This is a genomic window from Mesobacillus sp. AQ2, from assembly GCF_030122805.1.
Taxonomy (GTDB): Bacteria; Bacillota; Bacilli; order Bacillales; family Cytobacillaceae; genus Mesobacillus; species Mesobacillus oceanisediminis_A.
The window spans coordinates 1,567,602-1,594,383 of record NZ_CP126080.1 but is presented as its reverse complement, the minus strand read 5'-3'; the positions used below and the strand labels follow the sequence as shown (position 1 = coordinate 1,594,383).

Sequence of the window (26,782 nt, the reverse complement as noted above, 5' to 3'; positions counted from 1 at the left end):
TGGCTATCTTTTCGAGTCTATTGTTCAAAACGATATTAATTTTTGTCGTTCCCTTTTCCGTGGCCATTGCCGTGTTGTGCTTTGTTTTGTGGTTTCTTTTCTTCTTTCTTCCCTTGTTTAGCCTGGTGCTTTTCTTCTTTCTTAACTTGCTTTGCCTGACGCTTTTCTTCTTTCACCTGCTGCTTCGCTTCTTTACGCTCTTGTTTCACAGCAGCCTTTTCAGCTTTACGCTCTTGCTTGGCTTTTTCTTTTTCCGCCTTTACAGGAGCAGCGACTACTGAATCATCATCCACAGGCATTGTCTCTTCAGAATTTGCCGCTTCATCTTCAATCTCAGGTGTTTCATCTGCAGGCAGGAGGTCTGGCTCAACCACTGGTTCTAATTCAACAGGTTCAGCAGTTTCTTCTTCCTCTGCTGGTTTCTCACCATACTTTTCTTCTATTTTAGCCAATTTCTTTGCCATCTTGGCGTATGTCTTATCAATATTCTTTTGAAGCTGTGCTTTTGCATTTTCATTGCCGACATGTTCCATAGCCGCTTTTAATGCAATGATATTCTGCCTTAGCATTCCTTCGATTTCCTCAAAAGGATCTACACTTACAGCTTCTTCGCCTTCATTTTCAACCGCTTCTTCTTCAGTGGCTTCGTCTGTCTCTTCTTCAGTTTGCTCAACAGCATCCGAATCGTCAGCTGGTTCCCCTTCTTCAGCAGACTCAGCTTCTGTACCTTCACCATCTTCTTCAGAAACTTTGCCGTCTTCAGCAGCTATTTCTTCTTCTGTTGAGGTTTCCTCGTCAACGATGTCCTGAGAGGTTTCCATATATTGAACTGCCGCTTCAATCACTTTAAGCGCTTCTTCTTCTTTTCCTTCTGCGAACAATGCACTAGCCTCAGCTAGGCGTTCAGATGCATATGTAGCGAGCAATTCTGCTTCTTCAGCCTGATCAAATGTAAAAGCAAGCCTGATTTTCTCCAAGACTATTTTGGTAAAGTAGAAGAAGTCCCCAGGAATCAACGTTGGATTGATTTCTTCTAATTCTTCTACCTGAGATTTTGCATCTTCAATTTCTTCCGGGCTGATATTTTGCAGTTCTACTGGCTCAAGCTCAGAATGGTTTTCTTCTGCCATTGCAATTGGAGAAAAAGTGAACGTTCCAGCAAGCACTAAAGCTAGAGTACTCTTTGCGATTTTCTTCATCTCTTGGTTAGATAGTTTTTTCATTCTCTGTTCACCTCATGTGTTTTTAAGAGCGGCCGCTTTAATCACTAAATGGTTACGTTTGCACTTGGGGGGTTATGGGGGTTTTATAAAAAAAATAAAAAATTCCAGCCTGTAATCGACCGGAATTATCCCTTCATTGTTTTATCATTGATTTTTTAAAAACCGGGCAGGATTAGTATGTAGATGGTTTATTCGCTATAGAACCTTAAAATCAGTTTCCTGATCATTAAACCGACCAGTACACCAGGAATGACGAACATCATCGGCAAAAACACAGGACCGGGAAAGATACCAAGAATGTTGATCTTGGGTGAGATCATCAAACCAACAGTCACAAAGTAGGCCGAAAAAACGAAAGGCAAAAACGTGATTTTTTCATCTTCCGGCATCACGCTCCTGTATGCATCCCACATGGCGAACATATATAGACAGGGGTAAAACATCAGCCACTGATAATCCATAACCTGCATGGCCATTCCCGTTTCACCAAGAAAGCTGTACATTATTCCTTTGTTAAAATTACTTTGCACGTTAACAAGGAACTCTAGTAAGACAAATAATATGCCCTTCACAAGATTGCCCGTCAGCAATTGGGCAAATCCAGGCAGTGCGATGCTCCACATTACCGCTTCTAGTTTGGTTAATTTCTTTTTTATCGCCACGACAGGTTTCATCCTTTAAACAATTTATTGGACTTTCAATATATGATTGCCCAAATTCCTTCAATTTCGAATTGGGTCTTTTTTATCCTTTTCGTTCTTCTACTTGTTTTAGATTGTCCAAATTGTGCCTTGAATTATCATTTTTCCAGATAATTGTTAAGAAATAATCTTAAATACCCGTTAATCCATATAAAATCTCCACTATAGCAAACAAAAATAAAAACCGTCCCTGGATAAGGAACGGCTAAACATTTATTTATTGCTTCTTAATAGTGAGAGATAGTTCTTTGCAAAGTTGACCCAATCTCTTTTTTCGGAAAAATAGCTCTTGAACAAGTTTAGGAATAAAGGATACTTTCCTTTATAAGGATACCATTGAATCTCTGATTTCATGAGTCCCTGGTCTTCCATGATCGCTTTTTCATGGCAAAAGATCCTCAACCCTGCTTCAGAATGGTATCGCCCAATGCCACTTTCCTTTGCACCTCCGAACGGGAGACCATGATTGGCTACGGTGATAATGACGTCATTGATGACGACAGCGCCGGACACCAGCCGGGACGCAACACGGCGCGCTTTTTCCTTATCCTTTGTCCATACACTCGCATTTAACCCAAAAGCAGTGCCATTAGCATAGGCAATCGCCTCTCCTTCCGTATCGAACGGGACCACAGGAAGCAAGGGGCCGAATGTCTCCTCCTGAATGATCTTCATATCCTGTTCAACATCCGTCACGACAGTTGGCGGCAGGAACATGCCTTCCTTCCAATCTTCCGGTTTAAGTCCAGTAGCCAATTTAGCTCCGCGCAGAAGTGCTTCATCCAGCTGCTCCTTCACCACGTTCTTCTGGGCTGGAAAAGTCATGGAACCTACATCATCATCGATGCCATCACCCTGTCTCAGTGAATGGACTTCACCTTTCAATTTCTCAAGAAATTCCCCATAAACTGTCCGTTCAACATATAGACGCTCAGCGCTCATACAAACCTGGCCGCTATTAGTAAAAGCACCCCAGACAGCAGCCTTCGCTGCCCGATCCAGGTTGGCATCCCCGAATACAACCATCGGGTCTTTCCCCCCAAGTTCCAGGGTAGTCGGAATTAAATCCTTAGCTGCCTGCTGCTGAATGATCTTTCCGGTGCGTACAGAGCCCGTGAAAAAGATATAATCCGGCTTGCCAGCAGTGAAAGCGGCGCCCACTTCTTTTCCTCCGTGGGCAACCTGTATTGTGCCATCAGGGAATCCCGAACGCTTGAACAGGTCTTCGATACATTTTCCGACTAGCGGGGTTACCTCTGAGGGTTTCAAAATAACAGAGTTCCCTCCTGCCAACGCGCTTATCATAGGAACCATCGCCAGCTGAAGAGGATAATTCCATGGAGAGATTACGAGAACCACCCCACGAGGCATATACTCGATGAACGATTTCTTGCCGAATAGCAATAATGGTGTCTTTGCTTTTTGCCTGCCCAGGACCTTTTCAGCATGCCTGATGATGTGGTCGATCGCATCGAGTGTTGGCATAATGTCAGCCACAATAGCTTCGGTGAGCACCTTCCCTGTGTCATCAGAAATGACCCGCGCAATTTCGTCCATCTCATCTACCATCAATTGTTTTAGCTTTCTTAAAAAACCGATCCGCTGGGCGATTGGCAAAGTACTCCAACTGGCGACGGCCTTCCTTCCCCGTTCGTAAAAGTACGGCATTTCATGGACAGGCGTCTCTTCCATTTCAGCGATTATTTTTCCTGTAGCCGGTGCGGCAACCGGCATTCTCCGCACATCTTCAACTGAATGCATACTCATTCACCTGCCTATACTAATCAAGTATTTATATTATGTTTATCTGATAATGCGGCTTATGCTTATTCTCCCGGTAAAAGGCTGCCATTGCAGCAATCCCATCCCTGAAATCCGGACATACGATCCCTGAGTCTTTCAAGTCGTCCTGGGCCTGGGAAGAGTCAAATCGGCCCTTCCATGTAAAATAATCGAGCGCCTCCTTTTCAACACCAAGATACCTTCTCAAGCCCCTGAAATGAAGCCCTGCTTTAGCCAGGGACAAAGGCACCGAACCCACTGGCTGCTTCTTCAGCAATTCAAACATCATCATTTCATACAGCTCTGATACTTTGTAAGGTTTCGGATCAGTGAGATGATACGTTTTGCCTGACCCGATTTCTGCAAATGTTAAATAGGTGGTCGCTTCAATAATATAATCCACAGGAACTAGATTGACAACTGTTTCGCCCGTGCCAAGCTTAGGCAAGAAAGGCATGAAGCCAAGCCGGTCGATAAAATTCATGATGAAATATGGTCCATCAAATTTTATGGTTTCCCCTGTTTTTGAATGACCTTTAACGATTCCCGGCCTGATAATGGTGACCGGAATCTCTGACTTAAGCGAGTCTACCAGAACTTCAGCTTCATATTTAGTCTCCTCATAGAAGTTTTTGAATCCTGGTGGCTTTATTAATTCATCTTCATAAAGGATTCCCTCTCGTTTACCGGCAACATATGCTGTGCTGAAATACGTGTAGCGCTGGATATTTTTTAATTTTTCCACCCATTCATTCACATTCCTGGTCCCCTCAACATTCACCCGGTAAGCGATATCCTTAGGAACTGCCAGATCATATATAGCTGCAAGGTGGAAGACATGGGTGACGGTATTCTCAAGTTGATCAGCCTTTTCCGGAACTATGTCCAGACCTGAAACCGTTATGTCACCTGTTATAATCTCAAATTGACTTTCATCAAGGTTAAGATCCCCAACAATTGAAGCCCTTTCAGCCTCTGCCTTATCAGCCATAGAAGGCAATACCAGGACATAAACTGTCCCTTTCCCTTCATTTCTCCGTAATACTTCCCTAATCAATTGATTGCTGATGAATCCTGGAAAGCCAGTGAAAAAATATCCGTATTCCATGAACGTCCTCCTAAACACAGTAATTAGCTATATTTTATCGATAAGCGCTTACATCCGCAATCACTTTGCTGACTATTCTGAAAAATACGATGAATAACGGGTATGATTTTTGATTGAAGTCCCTTTTTTATCGTGAAGTTCACACGCCACTAAAAAATGCCTGGCTGATTTCTGCCAGGCATCACTTTTTATCTTCTTCTTCTAAAATCTTGAGTTGAATCTTCTTCTTTGATCTGTTGGAGAAGTTCCTCAAGCATACCTGTCATCTCTTCCTTCGAGTATTTCCCTTTTAGGAAGGATTCTGTCCGCTGCTCCACTCCTGTTTCATATTCAGGATCTATATGCTCTTTCAGCAGATAAGCTGGTACAAGATGGCCATCTGGTGTTGCATACATTTTATTTCTTCTGCGATAATCCCTGTCAAAAAAGCTGTAGACAACCGGTATCACGAACAGTGTCAGGAACGTACTGCTGATCAAACCGCCAATAACAGTGATCCCCATTGGCTGATTGATTTCAGTTCCTTCGCCAATTCCAAGTGCGAGCGGAATCAAACCAAGAATCGTAGTTAAAGCCGTCATCAGGATTGGACGTGCGCGGTCTTTTACCGACAGAACAATCGCCTCATGCGGATTCAAACCGCGCTCCTTCTTCTGATTGATGTAATCGACAATCACAATCGCGTTGTTCACTACAATCCCTGCAAGGACAATAATACCGATAATTACGGTTAAGCTGACTGGAGTTTGCGTTGCGGTCAATGCAATGGCAACTCCAATTACCATCAACGGCACAGTGAACATGATGACAAATGGATACTTCAATGATTCGAACTGCGCAGCCATGACAAGATAAATCAGGATGATTGCAAGAACGAAAGCTAGAAGCAAGTCATCAATTGAAGATTCGAGGAGTTCTCTGTCCCCACTGAATACAATCTCGGTTTCATCAGGCAAATCAAGCTCTTCTATCTTTTTATCCACTTGTTTGGACATATCTCCAAGATTCGTTGAAGACTTGTATTTCATTGTGAATTCAACTGCACCCTGCTGATTGATTCTCTGGATTTTAACAGGTCCGCTGCCCGTTTCAATATTGGCAATCTGGCCAAGTGAAACATAGTTGCCATCAGGCTTCTTGATCAGCAGTTTCTTTAGATTATCGATATTCTGGGTTACATTGCGGTCATATTCCACAAAAACACCGAGAATCTCTTCATCCTCTCCAGGCATTTGGGTCGCCATATCCCCTCTTGTCACATTGTTGACCACCATCGCAACTTGCGCTGGTGCAAGACCCTGTGCGAGAGCCTTTTCCCTGTCAACAGTGATCTGGACTTCTTCGACAGTGTCATTTTGGCTCGTCGTCAATTCATTGACATCGTCCAAATCCTTCAGGGAATCATATATTTTTCCAACCGATTCATCCAGCCTTTTTTCACTGGAATCACGAACATTGAATGTAAGTGTATTAGGAGCAGAACCTGATGTGGACTGGAGATTGAAACTCAGCTCGGCACTGCTGTTTGCCTCAGCTGCAGCTTGCTCAAGTTCTTTTTTTACATCATCGACAAACTGGAAGGTGCTGATTTCTCTTTCCTCCAGCTCATCCATTTTTACATACAATTCCCCGATATTCGTGTTTGTAGTACCTCTGAAGGAGGCCTCCTGGGTTGTTCCGACCAGACTTACGTATACATCTACATCTTCTTCATCTTTCAACTTATCTTCCAACGCTGACAAAACCTTTTCGGTCTCTGTCAAAGCTGATCCATTTTCAAGATTAACCCTGATGCTGAAGAAGCCCTCATCTGTAGGCGGGATGAACTGCGTACCGACCGTCGTCACTCCATAAGCGCCTCCGGCAAGCATCAGCAGTGTGATCAGAATGACGGCAAAACGATGACGCAGAGCCCACCTGACTGATTTCTCAAGTCCTCTCATCGAGCTGGAGCGCTGCCTTCTCGCTTCAATATTTTTCTTAGGCGCCTTCAGCAGCCTGCTTGCCAGCATCGGGACAACTGTCAAAGCGACAACCAATGATGCAAACAAACTGAATGAAATCGTCAATGCAAACTCTGTGAACAGTTCCCCTATGATTCCGGATATGAATACAACCGGCAAGAACACGGCAACTGTCGTCAAAGTCGAAGCAGTAATTGCAGCACCAACTTCCCTGGAACCATCCCTGGCAGCGGTTTTCGAATCCTTGCCCATTGACAGATGCCGGTAAATATTTTCAATGACGACAATGGCATTATCCACGAGCATCCCGATTCCGAGAGCCAGGCCGCCAAGCGTCATGATATTCAATGTAAAGTCAGCGAAAAACATCAATACGAACGTAAAAATAACAGAATAAGGAATAGCAATCCCGATGATGAGCGGACTCTTCACATTTCTCAGGAAGAAGAACAGCACCAGCATCGCCAATAGGCCTCCGACAATAAGCGAGTTTGAAATATTGCCGATCGCCAGTTTTATATAATCGCCCTGGTCAAAGAGTACATCAGACTTGATTCCAGCGTATTTATCTCTCTCAAGCAAGGTTTCAAGCTCATCAAGGAACGCTTTTGATACTGCTGCCGTATTCGCATCAGACTGCTGAAGGACACTCAGCAGCACTGACGGAGTCTGATTCGTCCTTGTGATCGTCCGGTCATCCTGTTTTTGCAGTTCGACGTTTCCGACATCATCCAGGGTCACCTTTTGTTTGGTCACCGGATTGGTGAACACCGTCAGATTCTTCAATGTATCCAGCGAATCCAGAGTACTGATGACCCTCGTGGTCAGTTCTTTGCCGTCGGTCAAAATCGTATCTCCTGGCATCGAGACATCATTCGCTCTGATTAGATCGACAATGTCCGACTGACTCAGCTTATAATCCCTCAACTTTTCCTGGTCCAGTTTCACCCTCACTTCACGTACGGATGTGCCCGATAAATTGATGCTTGCAACCCCCTCAACCTTGGTGAGTTCCAATTCGAGCTCTTCCGCAAGTTCTCTTAACGCCGATTCATCCTTTCCAGAGCTTAGTGATAGCTGGATGATAGGGAATTGAGACGGGTCAAACTTCATGAACCTTGGCTTGTTCGCATCGTCCGGAATAGGCGTCATATCCAGCCTTTGGATGACCTCATCCTGTATATCATCAATATTGGTGGTCCATGAAAACTGCATCAGGATCAGGTTTGCACCCTCCTGGGAAGTCGATGTCATCGTTTTGATTCCCGGCAGTGTAGCCAGATTCGCCTCCAGCGGCTTCGTCACCTTCTCCATAACCTCTTCAGGACTTGCTCCCTGATAATTCGTCACCACCACACCAACAGGCGGATTTATATCCGGAATGAGCTTCAAAGGAATCCTCATCAATGAAACCACCCCGAGAATCAAGACCAAAAACATCGTAACCAATGTAAAAACAGGTCTCCTGATCGAAAAATTGCTGACTTTCATACGCTAACTCCTTTCGGCGGTAAAACCTTATGACTGACCGGACATTTTTTTAAAGATACCATACTTAATATAGTGAAGCATCAAGGATAATTCAACTATCCAATATGCAATGTTTAGAACAATTTTCAACATACCCTCCATTTTAAATGAAGCAACGGATTATTCAAACTCAAATCCCCTAACTGACACCAGATTTCTCATTAGGGCGGGTGCCCCAACTTGATAGTTATTTGGATTAAGGGTACATATTCAGGGTTTATGTTACCCAAATCCTCTGTTCTCACGGGTTTCGAGCACATATTAGGGGTTTATGTTACCCAAATCCTTTGTTCTTCCTGGTTTCGGGCACATATTAGGGGTTTATGTTACCCAAATCCTTTGTTCTTCCTGGTTTCGGGCACATACTCGGGGTTTATGTTACCCAAATCCTGTGTTCTCTTAGATTTCGGGCACATACTCGGGGTTTATGTTACCCAAATCCTCTGTTCTCTTGGATTTCGGGCACATATTCAGGGTTTATGTTACCCAAATCCTCTGTTCTCACGGGTTTCGGGTACATATTCAGAGTTTATGTTACCCAAATCCTCTGTTCTCTTGGATTTCGGGCACATACTCGGCATAAAAAACGCAGGAGCCTAAGCTACCGCGTTTTTCCTAGTCTTTGATAAAGTTATACCGGTGAAACCTGCTGCAAGGGTCAATACAGGTGACAGCAGGCAAAAGAATGCAAAGGGAACATACTCCATTGTGCTGACTCCCAGGACGCTGCTGAGGAAAACACCGCAAACGCTCCAGGGAACAAGCGGATTGGTTACCGTTCCTGCATCTTCGAGGACTCGGGACAGGTTTTTCGCATGCAGCCCGGCTCTTTCAAAATGGTCTGCGAATGTATTCCCTGTCAAAAGGATCGAAAGGTATTGCTCACCGATCAGCAAATTGATTCCGAGAGCAGACAATGCGGCTGAACCAATCAGCACAGGTCCTTTTTCAAGCCTGCCGGCAAGACCTTGTAATAACGAGGGCAGTACCCCGAGTTTGAATAACAATCCGCCCATGCTCAAGGCAAGAAGAACCAGTGATATGGAGAAAAACATGCTTTCAATTCCGCCCCTTGACAACAGTGAATCCAACTGGGCATTTCCGCTTTCGGAAACATAGCCAGAATATAAAATTTCCGGCAGCGCTTTCCACTCTTGCTTTGGGACAATGAACATACTGATTGCCATCGCTGTGAGAGTCCCTGCTGCAAGGGTTATAATTGATGATACTTTTTTAATAGCCAGAACCAAGATGACCGCCAGCGGAATCAAAGAGTACCAGTGTACAAGGTTCATCTTCATAAGGGTGTTCTGCAAATTCGCTAGTTGGGTGAAATCCGCTGAATGGAGCTCTGGCGATAGAAACCCAAATAAAATAAGTGAAATGAAGAAAGCAGGGATCGTTGTCCAGGACATATTTTTAATATGTTCAAACAGGTCCACCTTAACAGTGGTTGAAGCGAGCACCGTCGTATCAGATAGCGGCGACATTTTATCCCCCAGAAAGGCACCAGAAATCACCGCTCCGGCTGTGATAGCCAGGGAGAAACCCAGTGCTTCACTGACTGCAATGAAAGCTACCCCAATCACTGCCGATGTGGTCAACGAACTTCCTATGCTCAATCCAACTATAGATGTGATGATAAAGACAATTGCATAGAACCATTTGCCAGTCACCAGATCGAATGCAAAAAATATCAGAGTCGGAATGGTACCAGCAGCAATCCAGCTGCTGACAAGCATGCCGATGAAGAAAAATATCATTACTGCGCCAAGGCCGGCCTTTGCACCTTCAACCATACTTTTTTCAAGATCGGCCATCTTAATTTTTTTCAATAATCCATAAATCATCAGCGCCATGATTCCCATGATGACAGGAATATGGGGCATTAATTCCAGCTTGATCATGCCATAGCTTATACCTGCCAAAAGCAGCACTATAACCGCTGCGGCCTCCGAAGTTTTTAATGTGATGGATTCATTTTGATGTATCATGCTGATTCCTCCAATTAGTTGTAAAATGCAAAAAACTCCTCAACGTATAGGGACGAAGGAGCTCCGCGGTACCACCCTAATTGGCAAACAATTTGTCTACCCACTTCATTAACAGTGCCTTTTTGAGACAGGTGTATTTCGAATCTGCCACTGCCTGGATTTTCATCTGCCATCCAGTTTCTATTTGCTGCTCATGGGGATTCTACTAGTTTCTGTCAGCACTATATTTCTTTTTCACTTAAACGCTTTTATGCATAAAAGCGTTATAGAATACTAATACTATATTATGAAAGTAATAGAACGTCAAGAAAAAAACTGTCGTATGTTTGTAGTTTGGAGGCGGTGTTCTGACATGCACTTGAGCAGAAGCGATTGAAGCATCCTTCTAGCAGGATTTCGAGCATGGTGTGGAACAACCTCCGACCATATGCATGGCCACTTCTTGGTATCGGGCGCAGAACGAAGCAAGCTCCGACTGTATTAATGGACCCCTCCTAGTTTCGGACGAAGGAGGAAGCAAGCTCCTACCGTATTCTTGCACCCTTCCTGGTTTCGGGCGCAGAACAATGCAAGCTCCGACCGTATTCTTGGACCCTTCCTGGTTTCGGGCGGAGAACGCAGCAAGCTCGGACCATATTCTATGACCCTTCCTGATTTCGGGCGCAAATCAGAGAAAACTCTGATAAAAAATTGCCGTCATAGCAGGCTTTCGGGCAGATCCTCACATCCGCTGATCCCCATCGCATGGCTTTTTATCTTTTCTGGTCCAAAACAGACCCACAAAGAAGCCGGTTGATTGCCAATCCCACAAAAAAGAGCCGGCAAATTATGCCGACTCAAATTGTTTAGGATACATCCATAGGGTTATAAAGTTTTACTTCCGGATTTTTATCCTGGAACCATCGTAGGGCAAATTCATTTTCGAACAGGAATACTTTTTTGTCAAAGCGGTCCGCCACAAGCAGGCTTCGGGAGCTGGACAGATTCTCGTTCACATCGTCGCCTTCGATCCAGCGGGCAATTTTGGAGCCTTGTCTTTCCATGATGACTTCAACATTATATTCATTCCGCATCCTGGCTTCGAATACTTCGAATTGAAGCTGTCCGACAGCACCGAGAAGGTATTCTTCCGTCTTCAATGTCTTGAACAGCTGGATGGCTCCTTCCTGGACAAGCTGCTGGATTCCTTTATGGAAATGCTTTTGCTTCATGACATTCTTGGCCGAAACCCTAACGAAAAGCTCGGGTGTGAACTGCGGAAGTTTTTCATATAGGAACCCTTCCTTGCCAGATACGATGGTATCGCCAATCTGGTATGTGCCCGGGTCGTAAAGTCCGATGATATCACCGGCAACGGCTTCCTCAACGGTACTGCGGTCATCAGCCATGAACTGGGTGGACTGCGCCAGCTTCATTGTTTTTCCTGTCCGGCTAAGCTGGACGGTCATTCCCCGTTCGAACTTTCCTGAGCAAATGCGCAGAAAAGCAATTCTGTCACGATGGGCCGGGTTCATATTGGCCTGGATTTTGAAAATAAATCCTGAGAATTCCTCAGATTTAGGATCAATTTCTCCTGCCGTAGAGTTCCTTGGCTGTGGCGCAGGTGCGAATTGTAAATATGAATCAAGGAATGTCTGGACTCCGAAAGTCGTCAAGGCACTGCCAAAGAATACCGGCGTTAATGTACCATCGACAATCTTTTCCTTGGAAAATTCATTTCCCGCCTCATCCAAAAGCATGATTTCCTCTAATGTCTGTTCATACAGTGAAGACTCTTTTATAGAATGGTCTCCATCAATTTCGCCTTCCTCATTTAACGAAATAAACCTTTTGTCTTCATCAACCCGGAATTGCTCGATCCGGTTATTGAAACGGTCATAGATTCCGAGGAATTCTTTACCCATTCCGATTGGCCAGTTCATCGGATAAGATTCGATGCCAAGCACTTCTTCAAGTTCAGCTAATAATTCAAGAGGCGCTTTCCCCTGGCGATCCAGCTTATTGATAAAAGTGAAGATTGGAATCCCTCTCATGCGGCAAACCTTGAAGAGCTTGAGCGTCTGGTCCTCAATCCCTTTTGCTGAGTCGATGATCATCACAGCGCTGTCAACAGCTGTCAATGTTCTGTAGGTGTCTTCGGAGAAATCCTGGTGTCCAGGTGTGTCGAGAATGTTCACCTTGAAACCGTCATAATCGAATTGCATGACACTGGAGGTTACGGAAATTCCGCGCTGCTTTTCGATTTCCATCCAGTCACTGGTTGCAAACTTCCCTGTTTTCTTCGCTTTTACAGTACCCGCATCACGGATGGCGCCGCCGAATAACAACAATTTCTCCGTAAGCGTCGTTTTCCCGGCATCCGGGTGGGATATAATCGCAAACGTTCTGCGTGATAATACTTCATCTTGTAATTTTTTCATGATTTGATGTTTCCTTTCTGTTTAAAGGCAAAATTCCTCATAAAATTAATCTTATCTTTCTGGCGGAAAGTTTGCAATCCTGCAAATGCATATCAGAACTTTTAATTATTTTCCTGGAAGCATTATAATAATATTTCAGGAGGTGCGAAAGTGGATTCAGTTACCCATACATTATTCGGCTTAGCCTTATATGGAGCCGTTGATAAAAAACATATGGAGAAAACTCAAAAGCGTGCCTATTTGCTGACCGCGGTTGGCGCAAGCCAAATTCCTGACATAGACGTCATTTCTCAATTTTGGGATAATGATGGACTTTATCAGATGTGGCACAGAGGCATCACCCATTCTGTGTTTCTGACGCCAATTTGGGCATTGTTATTTGTATTGCTGTCTTTTCTCCTTTTTAAAGTGAAGGATCTCAAATTATTTTTCCTAGGCTGGCTGGCCGTCTTTATCCATAATACGAGTGATTTGTTCAATGCCTGGGGAACAGGCTATCTAGAACCGTATTCAAACATCAGGATCACCTTCGGCACAATACCGATAATTGATTTTGTATTCTGGGTCATTCTTGGGACAGCCTTTATTGCTTCCAGGAAAAATAAAGCGAAAAGCCCCTATTATTTTAAATTAGCATGGGTTTTCATTGCGCTGCACATTGTTGTCCAGAGTGTCCAGGGCTGGTTAATCTATAATCAGTACGAAAATGATTATAAGCAGATTGCTCTTTCAGCAGGCTTTATTCCTTGGACATATACAGTAATTGCGAAAAACGACAGCAATGTTAAAATCTTTCAGGACAATCTGTTCACTGACAGAAAGCTGCAATATGAGCTCGCTTCTTCTGAGGAAACAGACCTGAATGGGCTTTTTGCGCAGAAACCGGAAGCGAAGACACTGTACGAATGGTCGCCATTTGTGGTCATCGTCAATGATAGCAAGAAGCTCGGAGTCTATGATCCGCGCTTTTACCGAAATGGACAGTCGTTCCTCTTTGAATATATCGATAAAACCCAGACCAAATAAAAGAGCAGCCCACTGGCTGCTCTTCTGTTATTCCATTCTCGCTTCAATATCGTCCATAAGTTCATCTATTGTGACAGTGATATCATTCGTTTTCCTGGCTACTGCAATCGTGAATTCCAATAACTCTTTATATTTATCTACTGGAATCATTGAATTCGTCTTCTCGTATTCATTCACTTTAAGACCGAGATTTTGCAGGATCATGATTGCCTCTTCTACAGATCCTCTCTCAACTTCATACATTCTGATTCCCCCTATTTCTCTGGTTGAATTCCATTATGAGGGAGTCAAACCTATTTTTAAATGGTAAAACTTTCATCTATAACCAGTTCCACTGTAAAAAATAGGTTATTAGTTGGTGTTTTTGAGATTTTTTAAAAAATATCGGTTTGAAAACTATCTTTACTGCCAAAATCACTCCTTATGAACCGGGTCATTACTCCTGAATTCATGCTGGATTTTTCATTAGGCGTTCATATTATTGGATAATCCTAGTAATTTCTCTGATGAATTCCTCACCTGGCATCAACCTGCCTCCGCCCTGAACAAGCTGATCGCTGCCTCCGCCTTTGCCGTCAATTAATGATAGAGCATGTTTTGACCAATCTTTCAAATTTCCCCGGGCGTTCTTACCCCGGGCAAAAACAAATTGAAGTTTGTCTTCGTTTTCAGCCACTAACAGGAATACCTTGTCATCTGCCTGTATAGCGAGCAACCTGGAAAGCTTTTGAAGTTCCTGGATACCCCTGTTTTGATAAACACGGCTGATAATTTCTCCCGTATTGGCTTCTGCGAGATCAGCTGCTTCATATTTAAGTAATTGGTCTCTCATTTCCTCGATTGACTTTTCAGTTGTCTTTTTCTGGCCAAGCAGTCTATTAACTGCCGATACCATATCCTGTTCAGATGCATTCAGCAGGACCGACAGCTCTTTTAGGATTTCATGCTTTTGCCCGAGCTTCCTCAAAACTCTTTGCCCACATACAAACTCAACCCGGATGATTTTCTTTTGCCTTTCCCATCCAAGGATTTTCAAGTGGCCTACTTCCGCTGTACTGTTTGGATGTGTTCCTCCGCAGCCGTTATAATCAAATTCAGGTATGATGACGAGCCTGATGTTGTTCGATACTGACAGTGCTTTCCTGAGTTTGTATTGCTTTAATTCGTCAACATCGACCCATTTAGTAATGACTGGACGATTTTCAAGTATTACCTGGTTAGCCAGCTCCTCAACCATGTCAGCTTCCTCCGCTGACAGACTTTCTGTATCTAAATCAATTGTGAGCGTATCTTTCCCTAAATGGAAACTGACTGTTTTATAGCCAAACAGTTCCTCGAAAGCAGCCGAAAGAATATGCTGTCCTGCATGCTGCTGCATGTGGTCATGCCGGCGGCCCCAATCAATTTCCCCTTCTATCGGCATTCCTTCTTCCAGCAGCTCATTTATGTAATGGCGTATCTCTCCGTCAATTTCCTCGACATCCACAACTTCTACACCATTCAGAATGCCAGTATCGAATGGCTGTCCGCCGCCTGTCGGGTAAAAAGCTGTCTGAGTTAATACTGCATAATTCCTGCCTGACTCATCGGCTCCCTGCCTGATCAGTTCAGCTGTAAAGCTTTTTATGTAAGCATCTTGATAATATAACTTATTCTCCATGGTCAAACTCACGCTCCAGATTACAACTTATGCTTTCAAGTATATCATTTTTTCCTTATATCTATAGAAAAGACAGCTCCCTAATCGGAAGCTGTCTTCTTCGTTTATAAAGTCCCCAAAGCCTGTTCAGCTTTGTTGACCAATACTTTTCCACGTTCCACAAGTTCCTCCGGAAATGGAGCGTCCTTGTCAGCAGGTGATTTGAACTGGTCGAAAGAACCAGTCAGGGCACCAATATTCCCTTCATCATCGACATCTGTTTCAAATTGGTGATCCAGGAGGAACGGTGTCCCAATCTGGACGAATGTTCCTTCATTATCAAGCGGGCCGCCCGTAGACTTGAAAGGAATCCTGACATACTGCTGGTCACCATGATCATCATTCATTTTATAATCGATGAAGGCATGGTCATATTCCCAGTTGCCGTTCAGCGTGAAGCCAAGCGGCTCCAGGTTTTTCTTCAGATCACCCACTGTGATCTCTTTTCCATCTATATTTGATTGAATCGGTACCATTTTGCAAACCTCATTTCGTATTGGATTCGTATATTCACTTTTTCCACCGCGATTAGGTTATCAAACATGCAAGAGCACACTGGTAAAATATTTGGACGAGCCACTTTTGTTGATATCCATAAGCACCGTAAAAATGATCTTTTTTAAAACCAGTCCAATCTCTACGTTTTAGCCGCTAATCTCTACAGTTTTGCAGTTTATCTCTACGGTTACGTCCATATTCTCTACGAACTCCAGGATAATCTCTACGAAAATGACCTTATTCTCTACATTTTCCAATAAACAGAAAAAGTGGAGGCCCCATTCAGGCCTCCACAAATGATTTATTTCGTTAAATGATACACTACAGATTCGTACGGACGAAGCTTGACCCGTGACACATCTTTACTCGAATCGGCATAGTTAGAGAGCAGGATTTCTACCTTAAAGCCCTCAGCTTCCACTGTATCCGGCAATTCAAACACCGTATCTACACCATAAAAATTGTTCACAACAAGCAGCTTTTCATCCTGTCCGTTCCTGACATATGCAAAAAGTTCTGGATGTTCTTCAAGAATCAGCTGGTAATCACCATATGTGATGATGTCGTATTGCTTTCGTAGTTGAATCAGCTTTTTATAATGATAGAAAACTGAATTTTCATCTGCAAGCGCATTTTCAACATTTACACTCTGATAATTTTTCGCTGCATCAATCCATGGAATCCCTTTTGTGAAGCCGGCGTGCTCCTCGGCATTCCACTGAACTGGCGTCCGAGAATTATCACGTGACTTGCTCTGCAGGATTTTTAGGATTTTCTCTTCAGGCATGCCTTCTTCTTTTTTGATTTTATACATATTCAAGGATTCCACATCTCGATAATCCTCAATTTTTTCAAAATAAGGATTGGTCATGCCTATTTCTTCACCTTGATAAATATAAGGTGTACCTTGCATCATATGGATTGCAGTCCCAAGCATTTTAGCAGATTCCCGGTGGTATTCACCGTCATTTCCATAACGGGAAACAACACGCGGCTGGTCATGGTTGCACCAGAACAGAGCATTCCATCCCCCGCCCTTATGCATTTCTTCTTGCCATAATGATAATATCCGCTTAAGTGCGAGGAAGTCGAAATCAGCCAGTGTCCATTTATCGCCGTTTTCATAATCGACCTTTAAATGATGGAAATTGAATGTCATGCTCAATTCGTTCCGCTCTGGATTCGAGTATTTGATGCAGTTCTCAATCGTGGTCGAAGACATCTCGCCGACCGTCATGCTGTCATATTTAGAGAATACTTCTCGATTCATTTCCTGCAGATACTCATGGACTCGAGGGCCATCTGTGTAAAATTTACGGCCGTCTCCCGGAGGCACCGAGCCGTCATCGTCAGGGAAGTCCTGGTCCTTTGAGATCAGATTGATGACATCAAGCCTGAAGCCATCAACGCCTTTTTTGAACCAGAAATGCATCATTTCATAAACTTCATTACGAAGCTGTTCATTTTCCCAGTTCAAATCAGCCTGGGTCACATCGAATAAATGAAGATAGTATTGTCCTGTCGCCTCATCATACTCCCAGGCATTTCCTCCAAATTTGGACTCCCAATTGGTCGGGGCACTTCCATCCTCTTTTGGATCCTTCCAAATATAATAGTTACGGTATGGACTATCCTTGGATTTCCTTGCATCCTGGAACCACTCATGCTCAGTTGATGAGTGGTTCACAACGATATCCATGATCAGCTTGATGCCGCGTTTATGTGCTTCTTCAAGAAGACGATCGAACTCTTCCATCGTCCCGTATTCCTCATAGATCTTGAAGTAATCCTTAATATCGTAACCGTTATCCCGCTGAGGTGAATCATAGATTGGCGTAAGCCAGATGACATCCACACCCAGTTCTTTTAAATAATCAAGTTTGGCGATAATCCCCGGAAGGTCGCCTGTTCCATTGCCGGTCGTATCACAAAAACTCTTTGGATAGATTTGATAGACAACCGATTTTTTCCACCATGGTTCAGTCATGATAAAACTTCCACCTCCATCAGGATTAATCTAGCTGCTTATGCTTCTTTTTTCTTTCTCGTCTTTGCCATAATGAATGTCAGTACAAACGGTACAACGAGCGCAATGCCCATTCCGATAAAGAACACACCCCAGAATTCAGTGAAGATTGAAAGGAATGCCGGCAGGCCTCCCACACCGATTGATGGTGCCATAACACCACGAAGCGTGATGACGATTCCCGCGATTGCAGAACCGATGATTGCTGCAATGAATGGATATCTGTAGCGCAGATTCACACCGAACATGGCAGGCTCGGTAATTCCAAGCCATGCAGAAATGGCCGAAGTCATGGAAAGACCTTTTAATTTCTCATTATCTTTTTCAGCGAACATCATTGCAAAAGCAGCCGAGCCCTGAGCGATGTTTGAAAGTGCAACCATCGGCCAGAGGAATGTTCCGCCAATTGATCCGATCAGCTGCAAGTCAACCGCAAGGAAGGTATGGTGCATACCAGTGATAACGAGCGGTGCATAAAGTCCGCCGTAAATTAAACCGCCAAGTGCAGGTGCTGCATCAAAAATTCCGACAACACCGTCTGTAATCAGGTTCCCAATCGCAAAAGTAATCGGCCCTATCACGATGAATGACAGGAAACCAGTTACCAATAAAGCAATCGGAGCTACCGTCAACAACTGAAAAGCATCAGGGATACGCTTTCGTAAGAAAATTTCCATTTTCGCAAGTACATAAGAAGCTAACAATACTGGTAATACTTGTCCTTGATAGCCAACTTTCTCAACAGTCAGTCCAAATAAATTCCATGTAGGGATTTCTTTTGCTGCTCCGTATCCCCATGCATTCAGCAGGTCAGGGTGGACGAGCATAAGTCCCAATACAATACCAAGAAGCGGACTTCCGCCAAATTTATTTACCGCACTCCAGCCAATCAAACCAGGCAGGAACACGAACGCAGTATTGGCAATTAAATTGATGATGCTGGCAAAATCAGCCCAGCCAGTATACACATCAATTAACGCCTTACCTTCAAAGAAGATATCCTTTCCGGTCAGGATATTATTGATACCCATCAATAAACCAGCAGTCACGATCGCTGGCAGGATTGGAATGAAGATATCGGCAAGTGTCTTGATCGCCCTTTGCAGGGGATTCAAGTTTTGCGCTGCCGCATCTTTGATTTCTTGTTTTGAAGCTTCTCCTATTCCGGTAATCGCTACCATTTCAGCGTATACCTTATCGACAAGACCCTGGCCAATGACTACCTGGTATTGACCATTCGCAGAAAATGACCCTTTTACAAGGTCATTATTCTCTAGCTGATCCTTGTCTACTTTTCCTTCATCCTTTAAAGCAAAACGAAGCCTTGTCACACAATGAGTAGCCGCGGCGATATTCTCTTTGCCGCCCACAGCCTCAACAATTTGTTCAACTGCTTTGCGATCCATAGTTTCTCTCCTCCTGTTACCGTTTTCATTTAATATAAAAAAATTGCTTTGAACCAAAACACTTGTATATACATCATGTTTACGCTCTCATTGTACTTGTATATACAAGATAAGTCAATTATTTTAATCATCTTCTACATTCCCCAAAAACAGTAATAAAAACCGCCATCACAAGATGACAGCTGCTTGTGAAAAATATTACCAGATAACAGTTTTGTTTTGATTACCGTTATCTAAGGGTAAAAATATAAAATAATGAAACTGAGACGGAAGGGTGTTTTTTCATGTTAGGTACAAAAAAATTTGAAGAAGGCTATAAAAGATTTGAATCAAAAGCTAAAGAGTATATCAAGCGGCCAGAAAAAACGGATATTCTTTTAAAGGATGCAGGCAAAAAGGCTGATGAGAACAAAGGGGTCCTTGCTGAAAGTTGGGACAACCTCCAGCTTTTGTTCGAATTAGTCGGAGCCTGGCGGCGTGGAGAATACCGAAAAATACCGACTGGATCAATAGTGACCATCATTGCCGCAATCATTTACTTTGTATCTCCCATCGATTTTATACCAGACTTCCTGATTGGGCTTGGAATAGTCGATGATGCTGCCGTGATTGGATTTGTTCTGAAACAAATCACCAACGATTTGGAAAAATTCAGTCTCTGGAAGGAAAATCAGGGTACAAATCATCTCATCATAGAAGAGACCCCACATGAAAGCAACACGCCAACTCTGAACTAGCCCGAATTTTACGGGCTTTTTTTCTTGGGAAAATTCCTGGTACAAAAGATGGTTTTTGGCGAATAAACATTTTGTCCTATTCTAATCCAATCATCTATTCCGTACCTTAAAGTAATAGTAAATTTTTTACAAAGTTTACTATCTGCTATTGAAAAATAAGGGGGAAGAATCATGCAAAAGCTATTCATGTTGACCTTTGTTTTGTTGCTTGTTTTCTCTGGTTCTGTCATTGCCTCTTCTGCTCAAAATCCAAACAGGAATACCAGTCCAACAGAGGATTATAAAAGTAAGACCGATATAAATCCTGAGGGCTATACATGCTGGCAATGCACAAAATATGCCTACTATAATGGTTACAGAACCTGTGTCTCTGGCGTATGGCTAACCACCTGCCCGGTAACAAATTAACCTCAAAAAAGGATGCTGAATTTTTTCAGCATCCTTTTTTTCATCCCTTTGTTCCGGATGAGATATTCGAGCCTTCTATGAAGTACTTTTGGAAAAAGAAGAATAACAGAATAACTGGCAGCAATACCGTGACAGACATTGCCATCAAATAATGCCACTGCGTCTGGACAGTACCTTTGAAGGTTTGCAGACCAATCTGCAAGGTGTACATGCTTTCATCATTGATGTACAGCAGTGGTCCCAACAGGTCATTCCATGCACCATTGAAAGAGAAAATTGCTACAGTAATCAAAGCGGGCTTTGTCAGTGGCAGCATGATATGCCACCAGATCTGCAAATGGCCCGCTCCATCAAGTACGGCCGCCTCGATCAGTTCATTCGGAATCCCCATCATGAACTGGCGGAGCAGGAATATGAAAAAAGCACTGCCAAGAAATGCTGGAACGAGCAAAGGCAAGTATGTGTTCACCCAGCCAAGTTTTGAAAAAAGGATATATTGCGGCACCATCGTCACAAATCCGGGGATAAGCATGGTTGAGAGAACCAGTACAAATAAAGCATTCCTGCCCCTGAATTTAATTTTCGCAAAGCCATAAGCCACCAATGAGTTAACAACTACACTTCCGATGGTTCCGACGGTCGCAAGGAAAAGAGTATTCAAAGCCCAACGAGTGAAAGGCGCAGTCTGCCAGGCCTCGATATAATTGTTGAAATTGAACTCCTCAGGAAAAAACGTCGGGGGATATTGCGCAATCTCAGCAGGTGATTTCAATGATGTCGAGATCATCCACCATAATGGCAGTAAAATCAGCGTACTGCCGGCAATCAGCAACAGCGTCACAAATGTATGTCTTACCCTATCTTTGAACTTCTTAGTCTCATGAAATTTTGGGGCTGTCGTTGAACTCATTTGCCGTCACCCCCTTCATAATGCACCCATCTTTTCCCGAGCTTCATATTCACTGCCGTCAGGATCATTACAATGATGAACAACAGCCATGCCATTGCGGACGCATAACCCATGTTAAAAATCTCAAAGGCGTTGTTCCACATATGCAGATTATAGAATAATAGGGAATTTCCAGGGCCGCCACTTCCGTTTTCGGTCATTACATATGCTTCCTGGAAGATTTGGAAAGCACCAATGGTACTTGTGATGACATCAAAAAAGATGATCGGAGAAATCATTGGCAATGTGATATGATAAAACTTTTGCCATGGCGAAGCTCCCTCAATGTCTGCCGCCTCATACATTTGAGGCGATACCCCTTGCATGATGGCCAGGTATAATAGCATTCCTCCGCCAACACTCCACATTTTCATCAATAACAATGCAGGCTTGGTCCATTCAGGATCAAACAGCCAGGCCGGCCCATCAATGCCGAACCAGCCGAGCATTGTGTTCACAAGGCCAGTCGAAGGACTCAAAAGCTGCATCCAGAGAAAGTAGACTGCTACACCGGATAAGACCGCCGGAAGATAATAGATTGTCCGGAAAAACTTCATCCCCTTGATCTTCTGATTCAGCAGGACGGCCAGAATAATCGCTCCCGCAGTGGTCAATGGTACCGAGAAAACAACATAATAAATGGTATTAAAAAGAGAAGTGCGGAATAAATCGTCCATTGTAAACATGCGTTTATAGTTTTCCAAACCGATGAAATTCATTTTCGAGGTAATATTGTAATCTGTGAAACTTGCTGCCAGACTGAACAGCAATGGGCCCAGAGTCAGCCCGAGAAATCCTATGATCCATGGGGAAATGAATAAGTAACCAGCCAGATTATCTTTCGCTTTCTTGCTGAGGCCCTTACGTTGGGTTGCTGCGGCAGCTTTACGTTCACTTATTACTTTTGACCCAGCTTTTGTGTGCACTATTGTACTTTCCGATGACTTCATACTTTCCTAAACCCCCTTGTTGCATATAAATGAAAACGATAATTCAGAAAAAATAATTCAACCATCTTTTTAGTATTTTGACAAAAGAACCTTATCAAAAAGAGAAGGGCGGAATGCGCCTTCTCTTTTTCTTACATTACTTCTTCATTTTTTCAATATCTTCTTCCGCTTGCTTCAATGCTTTTTCAGGAGCTGTTTTTCCTAATAAGGCATTGTCGATGTGCGGGTTCAATCTGCTCTGATAATCTGGATACTCAACAGGTACCGGGAACATCTTTGTTTGTTCCAGATTTTTGACTGAAGCTTCATAAACCATTTTATCCGGCCCTTCGAGTTCTTCCAGAGCTGCTTCAGCTGCTTCAATATTCGCTACATTGTCATAGTTTTTGACAGCCCAATATTTCTGGGCCTCAACATCTGTCAAATATTTAATAAAGTCCATGGCTTCTTTTGGATGCTTGGAACCTTTTGGTACTTCAACGACGAAACCGCCGCCTTCTGCCCAATTCCCCGCTCCTGCTTCTTTGGCTGGAATTGGTGCAACGCCAAATTCAACATCCTGACCATAATCACGTAATTGTGTATAGAATGTGCCTACATCAACCCACATCGCAACTTTTCCTGCGATGAAAGGATTTGACTGTTCACTGCCGAATTCTGCCTGGAAAGCCTGTACTGTACTTTCACCAAGACGCTCTTTCCAATCAAGAATCCAATTTAGTGCTTCCACTTTTTTCGGAGTGTTGATTGCCAGCTCTCCATCCTCAATGAAGCCTTTGCCATCATCTGCGTTCGTCATCCAGCTGGAAGCGCCGACACTTCCCCACAGCGGATAGAATCCAACGCGATCATATTTATCGCCATTTTTCACATCTAATTTTTGAGCATATTCTTCAAGTTCAGCCCAGGTTGCTGGTGGCTTGTTTGGATCAAGTCCAGCTTCTTTGAAAGCTTTTTTGTTATAAAAAAGAAGACGCGTATCAGTATTGAATGGTACTGCGTATGTATTTCCTTCATGTTCGACTGTATCCCAAAGATGAGGATAAAACTGCTGCTTGAATGAATCATCAACATACTTGCTTAAATCCTCAACCTGCTTGTTTTCAGCACGCTGGGCAACAGTATTGATATCATTAACGATGACATCTGCTGGATTTCCTGCAGCAACGGATGCAAGGTTCTTTGTCCAAATATCACCCCATGGCAGGAATGTGTGCTTCACAAAAACTTTGTCCTGGGACTTGTTGTAATCATCAATGATTTTTTCGATGATCGGACGACGTGTTTCTGATCCCCAGAATGTCCAGAAATCAACAATGACTTTCCCGTCTTTCGTTTTTTCTGCTTCTCCGCTCTGCTCCCCTGAGCATCCAGCCAGCAAGCCGATAAGCATGGTTGCTGCAATAAGTAATGCTAGACCTCTCTTCATCTCTGATCCTCCTGTATATTCAAGTTGATTAATAAGTACAACCTCACTTTTACCACCTTTTTCGGGTCTCTAAACTTTTTTTCGATATTTTTTTAAATATAAGACAAAAGGATCATCAAAAAATAAAAAACAGGCTCAAAACTGAACCTGTTCTTCCATGTCTCTGATCATCGCAATGACTTTTTCCGACTTATCTTTTTCAATTTTGTATATACGTTGTTCTTTAATCTTTTTGATATAAACCTTATCACCGTCAATCCATAATTTGCATTTATCCGGCTTCCGGTTTTCATAAATCACCAATATATCATACGCTTGATCCAGGGATTTGACCTCCTTTACGCTGCTTTGCCCATTGAGAGTCCTATTCAGTGTCTCCATCCAGGAAGGATCATCAATAATGGTCACTCCTTTTCTAGTCAGGTTCGAGTGCAGATTAAAAAGGTCACCCGAATCCGATTTGGTGAGATACGTTATGACAGGAGCGCTTGTCGCCAAGACTTGTGCCGGATTAGAAGCAGTTTGGCCATCATATGCTGGAGTTTGGACTTCCGTAAAAAGGAATGCTGCACAGGCTAGGACCATCACAAATGTCAGGAAACTGCCTGTCCAGTGTTTTACTATGTAGTTCAGCTGTCTTCCTGGCTTTCCATTTTGGAGGATAGTATTATAGGTTTTCCTTTTTTGAATTTCCGACCTAGGTATCTGGTTTAGATTCCTGAAGCTATCTTCTAGTTCAAATGATTTCCTCAATTAGTTCCCCTCTTCTCTTCAACTCTTTTTTTAGGGCGGCCATTGCCCTGGAAGTGGTGATTTTCACTTTACTTTCGCTCCATCCAAGAATCAAGGCAGTTTCCCTAATTGAAAATTCCTTGATCTTCCTTAAAATCAACACTTCCTGGTAACTTAGCTTCAATGCTTTGATTGCTTTGTAAAGAAGCGATGTCTTTTCTCCTTTTACGATAATCTCTACCGGAGAAGGCTGACTTGATTGGATCGCATACTTGTCCAATGAAAAAAACCGCAGCCTTCTTCCCCTTCTTAAGTGGTCAATCGCCACATTCCGTGCTATTTTCACCAGCCATGTGAAAATTTGCGAGTCTCCATTAAATTGGTTAATGTTCTTGTACACTCTTAGAAAAGTTTCCTGGGTTAAATCTTCCGCGACTTCCTTCTTCCCTGTCAATAGCAACAGATAGCCGAATACCTTATCACTGTATTCCTCATATACCTTTTGGAAATGAATGTTGTAATAATCGCTCAAATTTCTCCCCCCTTTTACAAACAGTTAGACGAACAAGCACGAAAAAAGCAACACTATTTTCGGAATATTTTTAATTTATCTAAAAATAACAGGAATTTATATTTTTTTCATCGTGCTATATAACCAAAATTGTGTCCGATAATATGAAAAAGGTGCTTGAACCAATGGCTCAAACACCTTTTTATCACTAACATCGATCACTTATCGCTCAAGGCGCTTGTCGTAACTGACCAAGACGCTAGAGTATCATTAGTAGCGATAGCATGAGCAGCCGACGATAATCAAGAGGATAAACAGCACAACGATCAATACAAATCCGCTGCCGTATCCAACTCCTCCTACGCCATAGCCGCCATAACCACAGCATCCGCCATATCCGTACATTTTAAAACCTCCTATTGAAGTTCACTTTAGTAACCGAAACCCCAAGACGCTCCGATAATGATTAAAAGAATGAACAAAACAACAAGCAAAGCAAAACCTCCGCCGTAGCCGCATCCATCTGACATCGTAACAACCTCCTTTTTTTGTGTCCCTATATCCTATTCAACCCGGGACATTTGTGCAATTAAACACCAAAAAAAATACTAGCCCAATTCAATATTTAAAAAATGCCAATAAAAAAAAGAACCATGGAGGTTCTCTTTCTGCCTGTTGCTATCCAATTTTTTGCATTTGGACTTCCTCGTTCGCATACAAAAACTCATATGTAATCAACGGCTTCACCGGTATTTCCAGCCATCTTGATATTCCATTGTTCGTCAGTTTTTCCCTGTATACCGGCTTGCAGTCTTCAAGCAGGCAAATCCTCAATGTCTCAAACCCGCTTAATTCCAGCACTGCCCTTTCAATTTCCTGTCTCTCCTCCGGACTGGAAAGCACATTATCCTTTTTCGGCTCCAGCAGGACGACGATCAATTCTTTCCTCATCTGTTTCTCCAATTCCATCCTTGCAAACGCCAGTTTCTTTAATGTCCTGTTCAATTTCCACAAGTTGATTCCTGATATTTTTTTATAAATCATAATTAATGCCTCCATTTTTCCCCCAACTCACATTCTAAAAGACAATTCGTTTAAAAGTAAACTTATATTGGGGTATGGAAGAAATTCCAAGATAACTTTTGTAGAATGGAAACAAAAAAAGATCGCAATATAAGCTGCAATCTTCTCACTTATGTTAAAGATCCAGTAAAAATTTCGCATATCTCGTCATGCGATCCTTAGTCCATTTTGGGGCGGAAACCATTTTGATGTCGATATGCTCCAGGTTTTTTATCTGGTCTGTCAAATGTTCCCTAGCAGAGAGGGCGATATAGTCAGCAAGCATACAGTTCTCATTCCTGGTGGTCATCACGATTTCCACATCACGATCGTCCTTGACACTGACTTCATAGACAAGGCCAAGGTTCACAATATCGACTCCCAGCATTGGTTCTTTTACCTCTTCGAGCATTTTATAAATATCCACTTTATCCATATTGAGTACCTCCTCCCGCAAAGTCATGCCTTATAATACTTACTTATATGATAAAAGATGGTGGAAAAAATTTGGAGTTAATCACATCACATTTCATATTATTGTCATGATTAAAAGGCTAATTTGTGTCATTTCCTTACAAAAAGGTTTATTTTAAAAGAATAAATCCGCAGGCTGTAACTACTCAGCCT

Annotated in this window: 24 protein-coding genes; 3 read left to right on the top strand and 21 right to left on the bottom strand. The window is 43.0% G+C overall.

Going from position 1 to position 26,782, the window contains the following annotated elements:
* Window positions 1-35: 35 nt before the first annotated feature.
* The 7 genes from QNH36_RS07845 to QNH36_RS07815 all read right to left on the bottom strand — a co-directional run bounded on the left by QNH36_RS07845 (window position 36) and on the right by QNH36_RS07815 (window position 12,722).
* Window positions 36-1,223 (bottom strand): DUF5667 domain-containing protein, encoded by a 1,188-nt coding sequence (locus QNH36_RS07845; RefSeq protein ID WP_283905019.1) that lies wholly within the window; start codon window positions 1,221-1,223, stop codon window positions 36-38.
* Window positions 1,224-1,411: 188 nt separating this feature from the next.
* Complete coding sequence (locus tag QNH36_RS07840; RefSeq protein ID WP_251542401.1) at window positions 1,412-1,846, bottom strand: hypothetical protein; 435 nt, start codon at window positions 1,844-1,846, stop codon at window positions 1,412-1,414.
* A 291-nt stretch (window positions 1,847-2,137) separates the two neighbouring features.
* Window positions 2,138-3,685, bottom strand: coding sequence for an aldehyde dehydrogenase family protein (locus QNH36_RS07835; RefSeq protein WP_251542279.1), 1,548 nt, complete (start codon window positions 3,683-3,685; stop codon window positions 2,138-2,140).
* Window positions 3,686-3,716: 31 nt separating this feature from the next.
* Entirely contained in the window at window positions 3,717-4,814 is a 1,098-nt protein-coding gene (locus tag QNH36_RS07830; RefSeq protein WP_251542280.1) for an SDR family oxidoreductase, read from the bottom strand.
* A gap of 188 nt (window positions 4,815-5,002) precedes the next feature.
* Entirely contained in the window at window positions 5,003-8,269 is a 3,267-nt protein-coding gene (locus tag QNH36_RS07825; RefSeq protein WP_251542281.1) for an efflux RND transporter permease subunit, read from the bottom strand.
* Window positions 8,270-8,904: 635 nt separating this feature from the next.
* Window positions 8,905-10,302, bottom strand: coding sequence for a Na+/H+ antiporter NhaC (gene nhaC, locus QNH36_RS07820; protein ID WP_144474652.1), 1,398 nt, complete (start codon window positions 10,300-10,302; stop codon window positions 8,905-8,907).
* 845 nt (window positions 10,303-11,147) lie between these two features.
* The gene (locus QNH36_RS07815; protein WP_186326635.1) at window positions 11,148-12,722 is read right to left on the bottom strand and encodes a peptide chain release factor 3; all 1,575 of its coding nucleotides are present in this window, start codon (window positions 12,720-12,722) and stop codon (window positions 11,148-11,150) included.
* Window positions 12,723-12,872: 150 nt separating this feature from the next.
* Here QNH36_RS07815 and QNH36_RS07810 point away from each other — a divergent pair, with 150 nt between their 5' ends.
* Entirely contained in the window at window positions 12,873-13,748 is an 876-nt protein-coding gene (locus QNH36_RS07810) for a metal-dependent hydrolase (protein WP_251544030.1), read from the top strand.
* A 27-nt stretch (window positions 13,749-13,775) separates the two neighbouring features.
* Here the strand turns inward: QNH36_RS07810 and QNH36_RS07805 are convergent, their stop codons facing one another.
* From QNH36_RS07805 to treP, 5 genes are all read right to left on the bottom strand, one after another.
* Window positions 13,776-13,991 (bottom strand): hypothetical protein, encoded by a 216-nt coding sequence (locus tag QNH36_RS07805; RefSeq protein WP_144474649.1) that lies wholly within the window; start codon window positions 13,989-13,991, stop codon window positions 13,776-13,778.
* A 235-nt stretch (window positions 13,992-14,226) separates the two neighbouring features.
* Window positions 14,227-15,408 (bottom strand): alanyl-tRNA editing protein, encoded by a 1,182-nt coding sequence (locus QNH36_RS07800; RefSeq protein ID WP_251544032.1) that lies wholly within the window; start codon window positions 15,406-15,408, stop codon window positions 14,227-14,229.
* Between the two features lie 104 nt (window positions 15,409-15,512).
* Window positions 15,513-15,923 carry a YugN family protein gene (locus tag QNH36_RS07795; RefSeq protein WP_251544033.1) on the bottom strand — a complete coding sequence of 137 codons (411 nt, stop codon included), beginning with the start codon at window positions 15,921-15,923 and terminating at the stop codon, window positions 15,513-15,515.
* Window positions 15,924-16,246: 323 nt separating this feature from the next.
* Complete coding sequence (gene treC, locus QNH36_RS07790) at window positions 16,247-17,932, bottom strand: alpha,alpha-phosphotrehalase (RefSeq protein ID WP_251544036.1); 1,686 nt, start codon at window positions 17,930-17,932, stop codon at window positions 16,247-16,249.
* Window positions 17,933-17,970: 38 nt separating this feature from the next.
* Complete coding sequence (gene treP / locus QNH36_RS07785) at window positions 17,971-19,377, bottom strand: PTS system trehalose-specific EIIBC component (protein ID WP_251544037.1); 1,407 nt, start codon at window positions 19,375-19,377, stop codon at window positions 17,971-17,973.
* Window positions 19,378-19,661: 284 nt separating this feature from the next.
* Here treP and QNH36_RS07780 point away from each other — a divergent pair, with 284 nt between their 5' ends.
* Window positions 19,662-20,114 (top strand): YkvA family protein, encoded by a 453-nt coding sequence (locus QNH36_RS07780; RefSeq protein WP_144474644.1) that lies wholly within the window; start codon window positions 19,662-19,664, stop codon window positions 20,112-20,114.
* A 171-nt stretch (window positions 20,115-20,285) separates the two neighbouring features.
* The gene (locus tag QNH36_RS07775; RefSeq protein ID WP_144474643.1) at window positions 20,286-20,522 is read left to right on the top strand and encodes a hypothetical protein; all 237 of its coding nucleotides are present in this window, start codon (window positions 20,286-20,288) and stop codon (window positions 20,520-20,522) included.
* A gap of 40 nt (window positions 20,523-20,562) precedes the next feature.
* Here the strand turns inward: QNH36_RS07775 and QNH36_RS07770 are convergent, their stop codons facing one another.
* The 9 genes from QNH36_RS07770 to QNH36_RS07730 all read right to left on the bottom strand — a co-directional run bounded on the left by QNH36_RS07770 (window position 20,563) and on the right by QNH36_RS07730 (window position 26,591).
* The gene (locus QNH36_RS07770; protein ID WP_144474642.1) at window positions 20,563-21,432 is read right to left on the bottom strand and encodes a carbohydrate ABC transporter permease; all 870 of its coding nucleotides are present in this window, start codon (window positions 21,430-21,432) and stop codon (window positions 20,563-20,565) included.
* Entirely contained in the window at window positions 21,429-22,421 is a 993-nt protein-coding gene (locus QNH36_RS07765; protein WP_144474641.1) for a carbohydrate ABC transporter permease, read from the bottom strand. The genes QNH36_RS07770 and QNH36_RS07765 overlap by 4 nt, the downstream gene beginning before the upstream one ends.
* Window positions 22,422-22,557: 136 nt before the next feature.
* Window positions 22,558-23,850, bottom strand: a complete 1,293-nt coding sequence (locus QNH36_RS07760) for an ABC transporter substrate-binding protein (protein ID WP_144474640.1) — start codon at window positions 23,848-23,850, stop codon at window positions 22,558-22,560.
* A gap of 135 nt (window positions 23,851-23,985) precedes the next feature.
* A complete protein-coding gene (locus QNH36_RS07755) occupies window positions 23,986-24,603 on the bottom strand; it encodes a YhfM domain-containing protein (protein ID WP_144474639.1) in 618 nt (205 codons plus the stop codon).
* Window positions 24,587-25,114, bottom strand: coding sequence for an RNA polymerase sigma factor (locus tag QNH36_RS07750; RefSeq protein ID WP_144474638.1), 528 nt, complete (start codon window positions 25,112-25,114; stop codon window positions 24,587-24,589). Before QNH36_RS07750 ends, QNH36_RS07755 begins: the two co-directional genes overlap by 17 nt.
* Before the next feature lie 249 nt (window positions 25,115-25,363).
* Window positions 25,364-25,498, bottom strand: coding sequence for a YjcZ family sporulation protein (locus tag QNH36_RS07745; protein WP_144474637.1), 135 nt, complete (start codon window positions 25,496-25,498; stop codon window positions 25,364-25,366).
* Window positions 25,499-25,524: 26 nt separating this feature from the next.
* Window positions 25,525-25,623, bottom strand: a complete 99-nt coding sequence (locus QNH36_RS07740; RefSeq protein WP_079508178.1) for a YjcZ family sporulation protein — start codon at window positions 25,621-25,623, stop codon at window positions 25,525-25,527.
* 148 nt (window positions 25,624-25,771) lie between these two features.
* Window positions 25,772-26,137, bottom strand: coding sequence for a hypothetical protein (locus tag QNH36_RS07735; protein WP_186326634.1), 366 nt, complete (start codon window positions 26,135-26,137; stop codon window positions 25,772-25,774).
* 154 nt (window positions 26,138-26,291) lie between these two features.
* Window positions 26,292-26,591: a metal-sulfur cluster assembly factor gene (locus QNH36_RS07730; protein WP_186326633.1), complete on the bottom strand. Its 300-nt coding sequence runs from the start codon at window positions 26,589-26,591 to the stop codon at window positions 26,292-26,294.
* Window positions 26,592-26,782 lie beyond the last annotated feature (191 nt).

What these genes read in the sequence shown, in the direction of transcription:
- QNH36_RS07845 (WP_283905019.1), bottom strand. Translation starts at nt 1,223, where the DNA reads ATGAAAAAACTATCTAACCAAGAGATGAAGAAAATCGCAAAGAGTACT.
- QNH36_RS07840 (WP_251542401.1), bottom strand. Translation starts at nt 1,846, where the DNA reads ATGTGGAGCATCGCACTGCCTGGATTTGCCCAATTGCTGACGGGCAAT.
- QNH36_RS07835 (WP_251542279.1), bottom strand. Translation starts at nt 3,685, where the DNA reads ATGCATTCAGTTGAAGATGTGCGGAGAATGCCGGTTGCCGCACCGGCT.
- QNH36_RS07830 (WP_251542280.1), bottom strand. Translation starts at nt 4,814, where the DNA reads ATGGAATACGGATATTTTTTCACTGGCTTTCCAGGATTCATCAGCAAT.
- QNH36_RS07825 (WP_251542281.1), bottom strand. Translation starts at nt 8,269, where the DNA reads ATGAAAGTCAGCAATTTTTCGATCAGGAGACCTGTTTTTACATTGGTT.
- nhaC (WP_144474652.1), bottom strand. Translation starts at nt 10,302, where the DNA reads ATGATACATCAAAATGAATCCATCACATTAAAAACTTCGGAGGCCGCA.
- QNH36_RS07815 (WP_186326635.1), bottom strand. Translation starts at nt 12,722, where the DNA reads ATGAAAAAATTACAAGATGAAGTATTATCACGCAGAACGTTTGCGATT.
- QNH36_RS07805 (WP_144474649.1), bottom strand. Translation starts at nt 13,991, where the DNA reads ATGTATGAAGTTGAGAGAGGATCTGTAGAAGAGGCAATCATGATCCTG.
- QNH36_RS07800 (WP_251544032.1), bottom strand. Translation starts at nt 15,408, where the DNA reads ATGGAGAATAAGTTATATTATCAAGATGCTTACATAAAAAGCTTTACA.
- QNH36_RS07795 (WP_251544033.1), bottom strand. Translation starts at nt 15,923, where the DNA reads ATGGTACCGATTCAATCAAATATAGATGGAAAAGAGATCACAGTGGGT.
- treC (WP_251544036.1), bottom strand. Translation starts at nt 17,932, where the DNA reads ATGACTGAACCATGGTGGAAAAAATCGGTTGTCTATCAAATCTATCCA.
- treP (WP_251544037.1), bottom strand. Translation starts at nt 19,377, where the DNA reads ATGGATCGCAAAGCAGTTGAACAAATTGTTGAGGCTGTGGGCGGCAAA.
- QNH36_RS07780 (WP_144474644.1), top strand. Translation starts at nt 19,662, where the DNA reads ATGTTAGGTACAAAAAAATTTGAAGAAGGCTATAAAAGATTTGAATCA.
- QNH36_RS07775 (WP_144474643.1), top strand. Translation starts at nt 20,286, where the DNA reads ATGCAAAAGCTATTCATGTTGACCTTTGTTTTGTTGCTTGTTTTCTCT.
- QNH36_RS07770 (WP_144474642.1), bottom strand. Translation starts at nt 21,432, where the DNA reads ATGAGTTCAACGACAGCCCCAAAATTTCATGAGACTAAGAAGTTCAAA.
- QNH36_RS07765 (WP_144474641.1), bottom strand. Translation starts at nt 22,421, where the DNA reads ATGAAGTCATCGGAAAGTACAATAGTGCACACAAAAGCTGGGTCAAAA.
- QNH36_RS07760 (WP_144474640.1), bottom strand. Translation starts at nt 23,850, where the DNA reads ATGAAGAGAGGTCTAGCATTACTTATTGCAGCAACCATGCTTATCGGC.
- QNH36_RS07745 (WP_144474637.1), bottom strand. Translation starts at nt 25,498, where the DNA reads ATGTACGGATATGGCGGATGCTGTGGTTATGGCGGCTATGGCGTAGGA.
- QNH36_RS07740 (WP_079508178.1), bottom strand. Translation starts at nt 25,623, where the DNA reads ATGTCAGATGGATGCGGCTACGGCGGAGGTTTTGCTTTGCTTGTTGTT.
- QNH36_RS07735 (WP_186326634.1), bottom strand. Translation starts at nt 26,137, where the DNA reads ATGATTTATAAAAAAATATCAGGAATCAACTTGTGGAAATTGAACAGG.
- QNH36_RS07730 (WP_186326633.1), bottom strand. Translation starts at nt 26,591, where the DNA reads ATGGATAAAGTGGATATTTATAAAATGCTCGAAGAGGTAAAAGAACCA.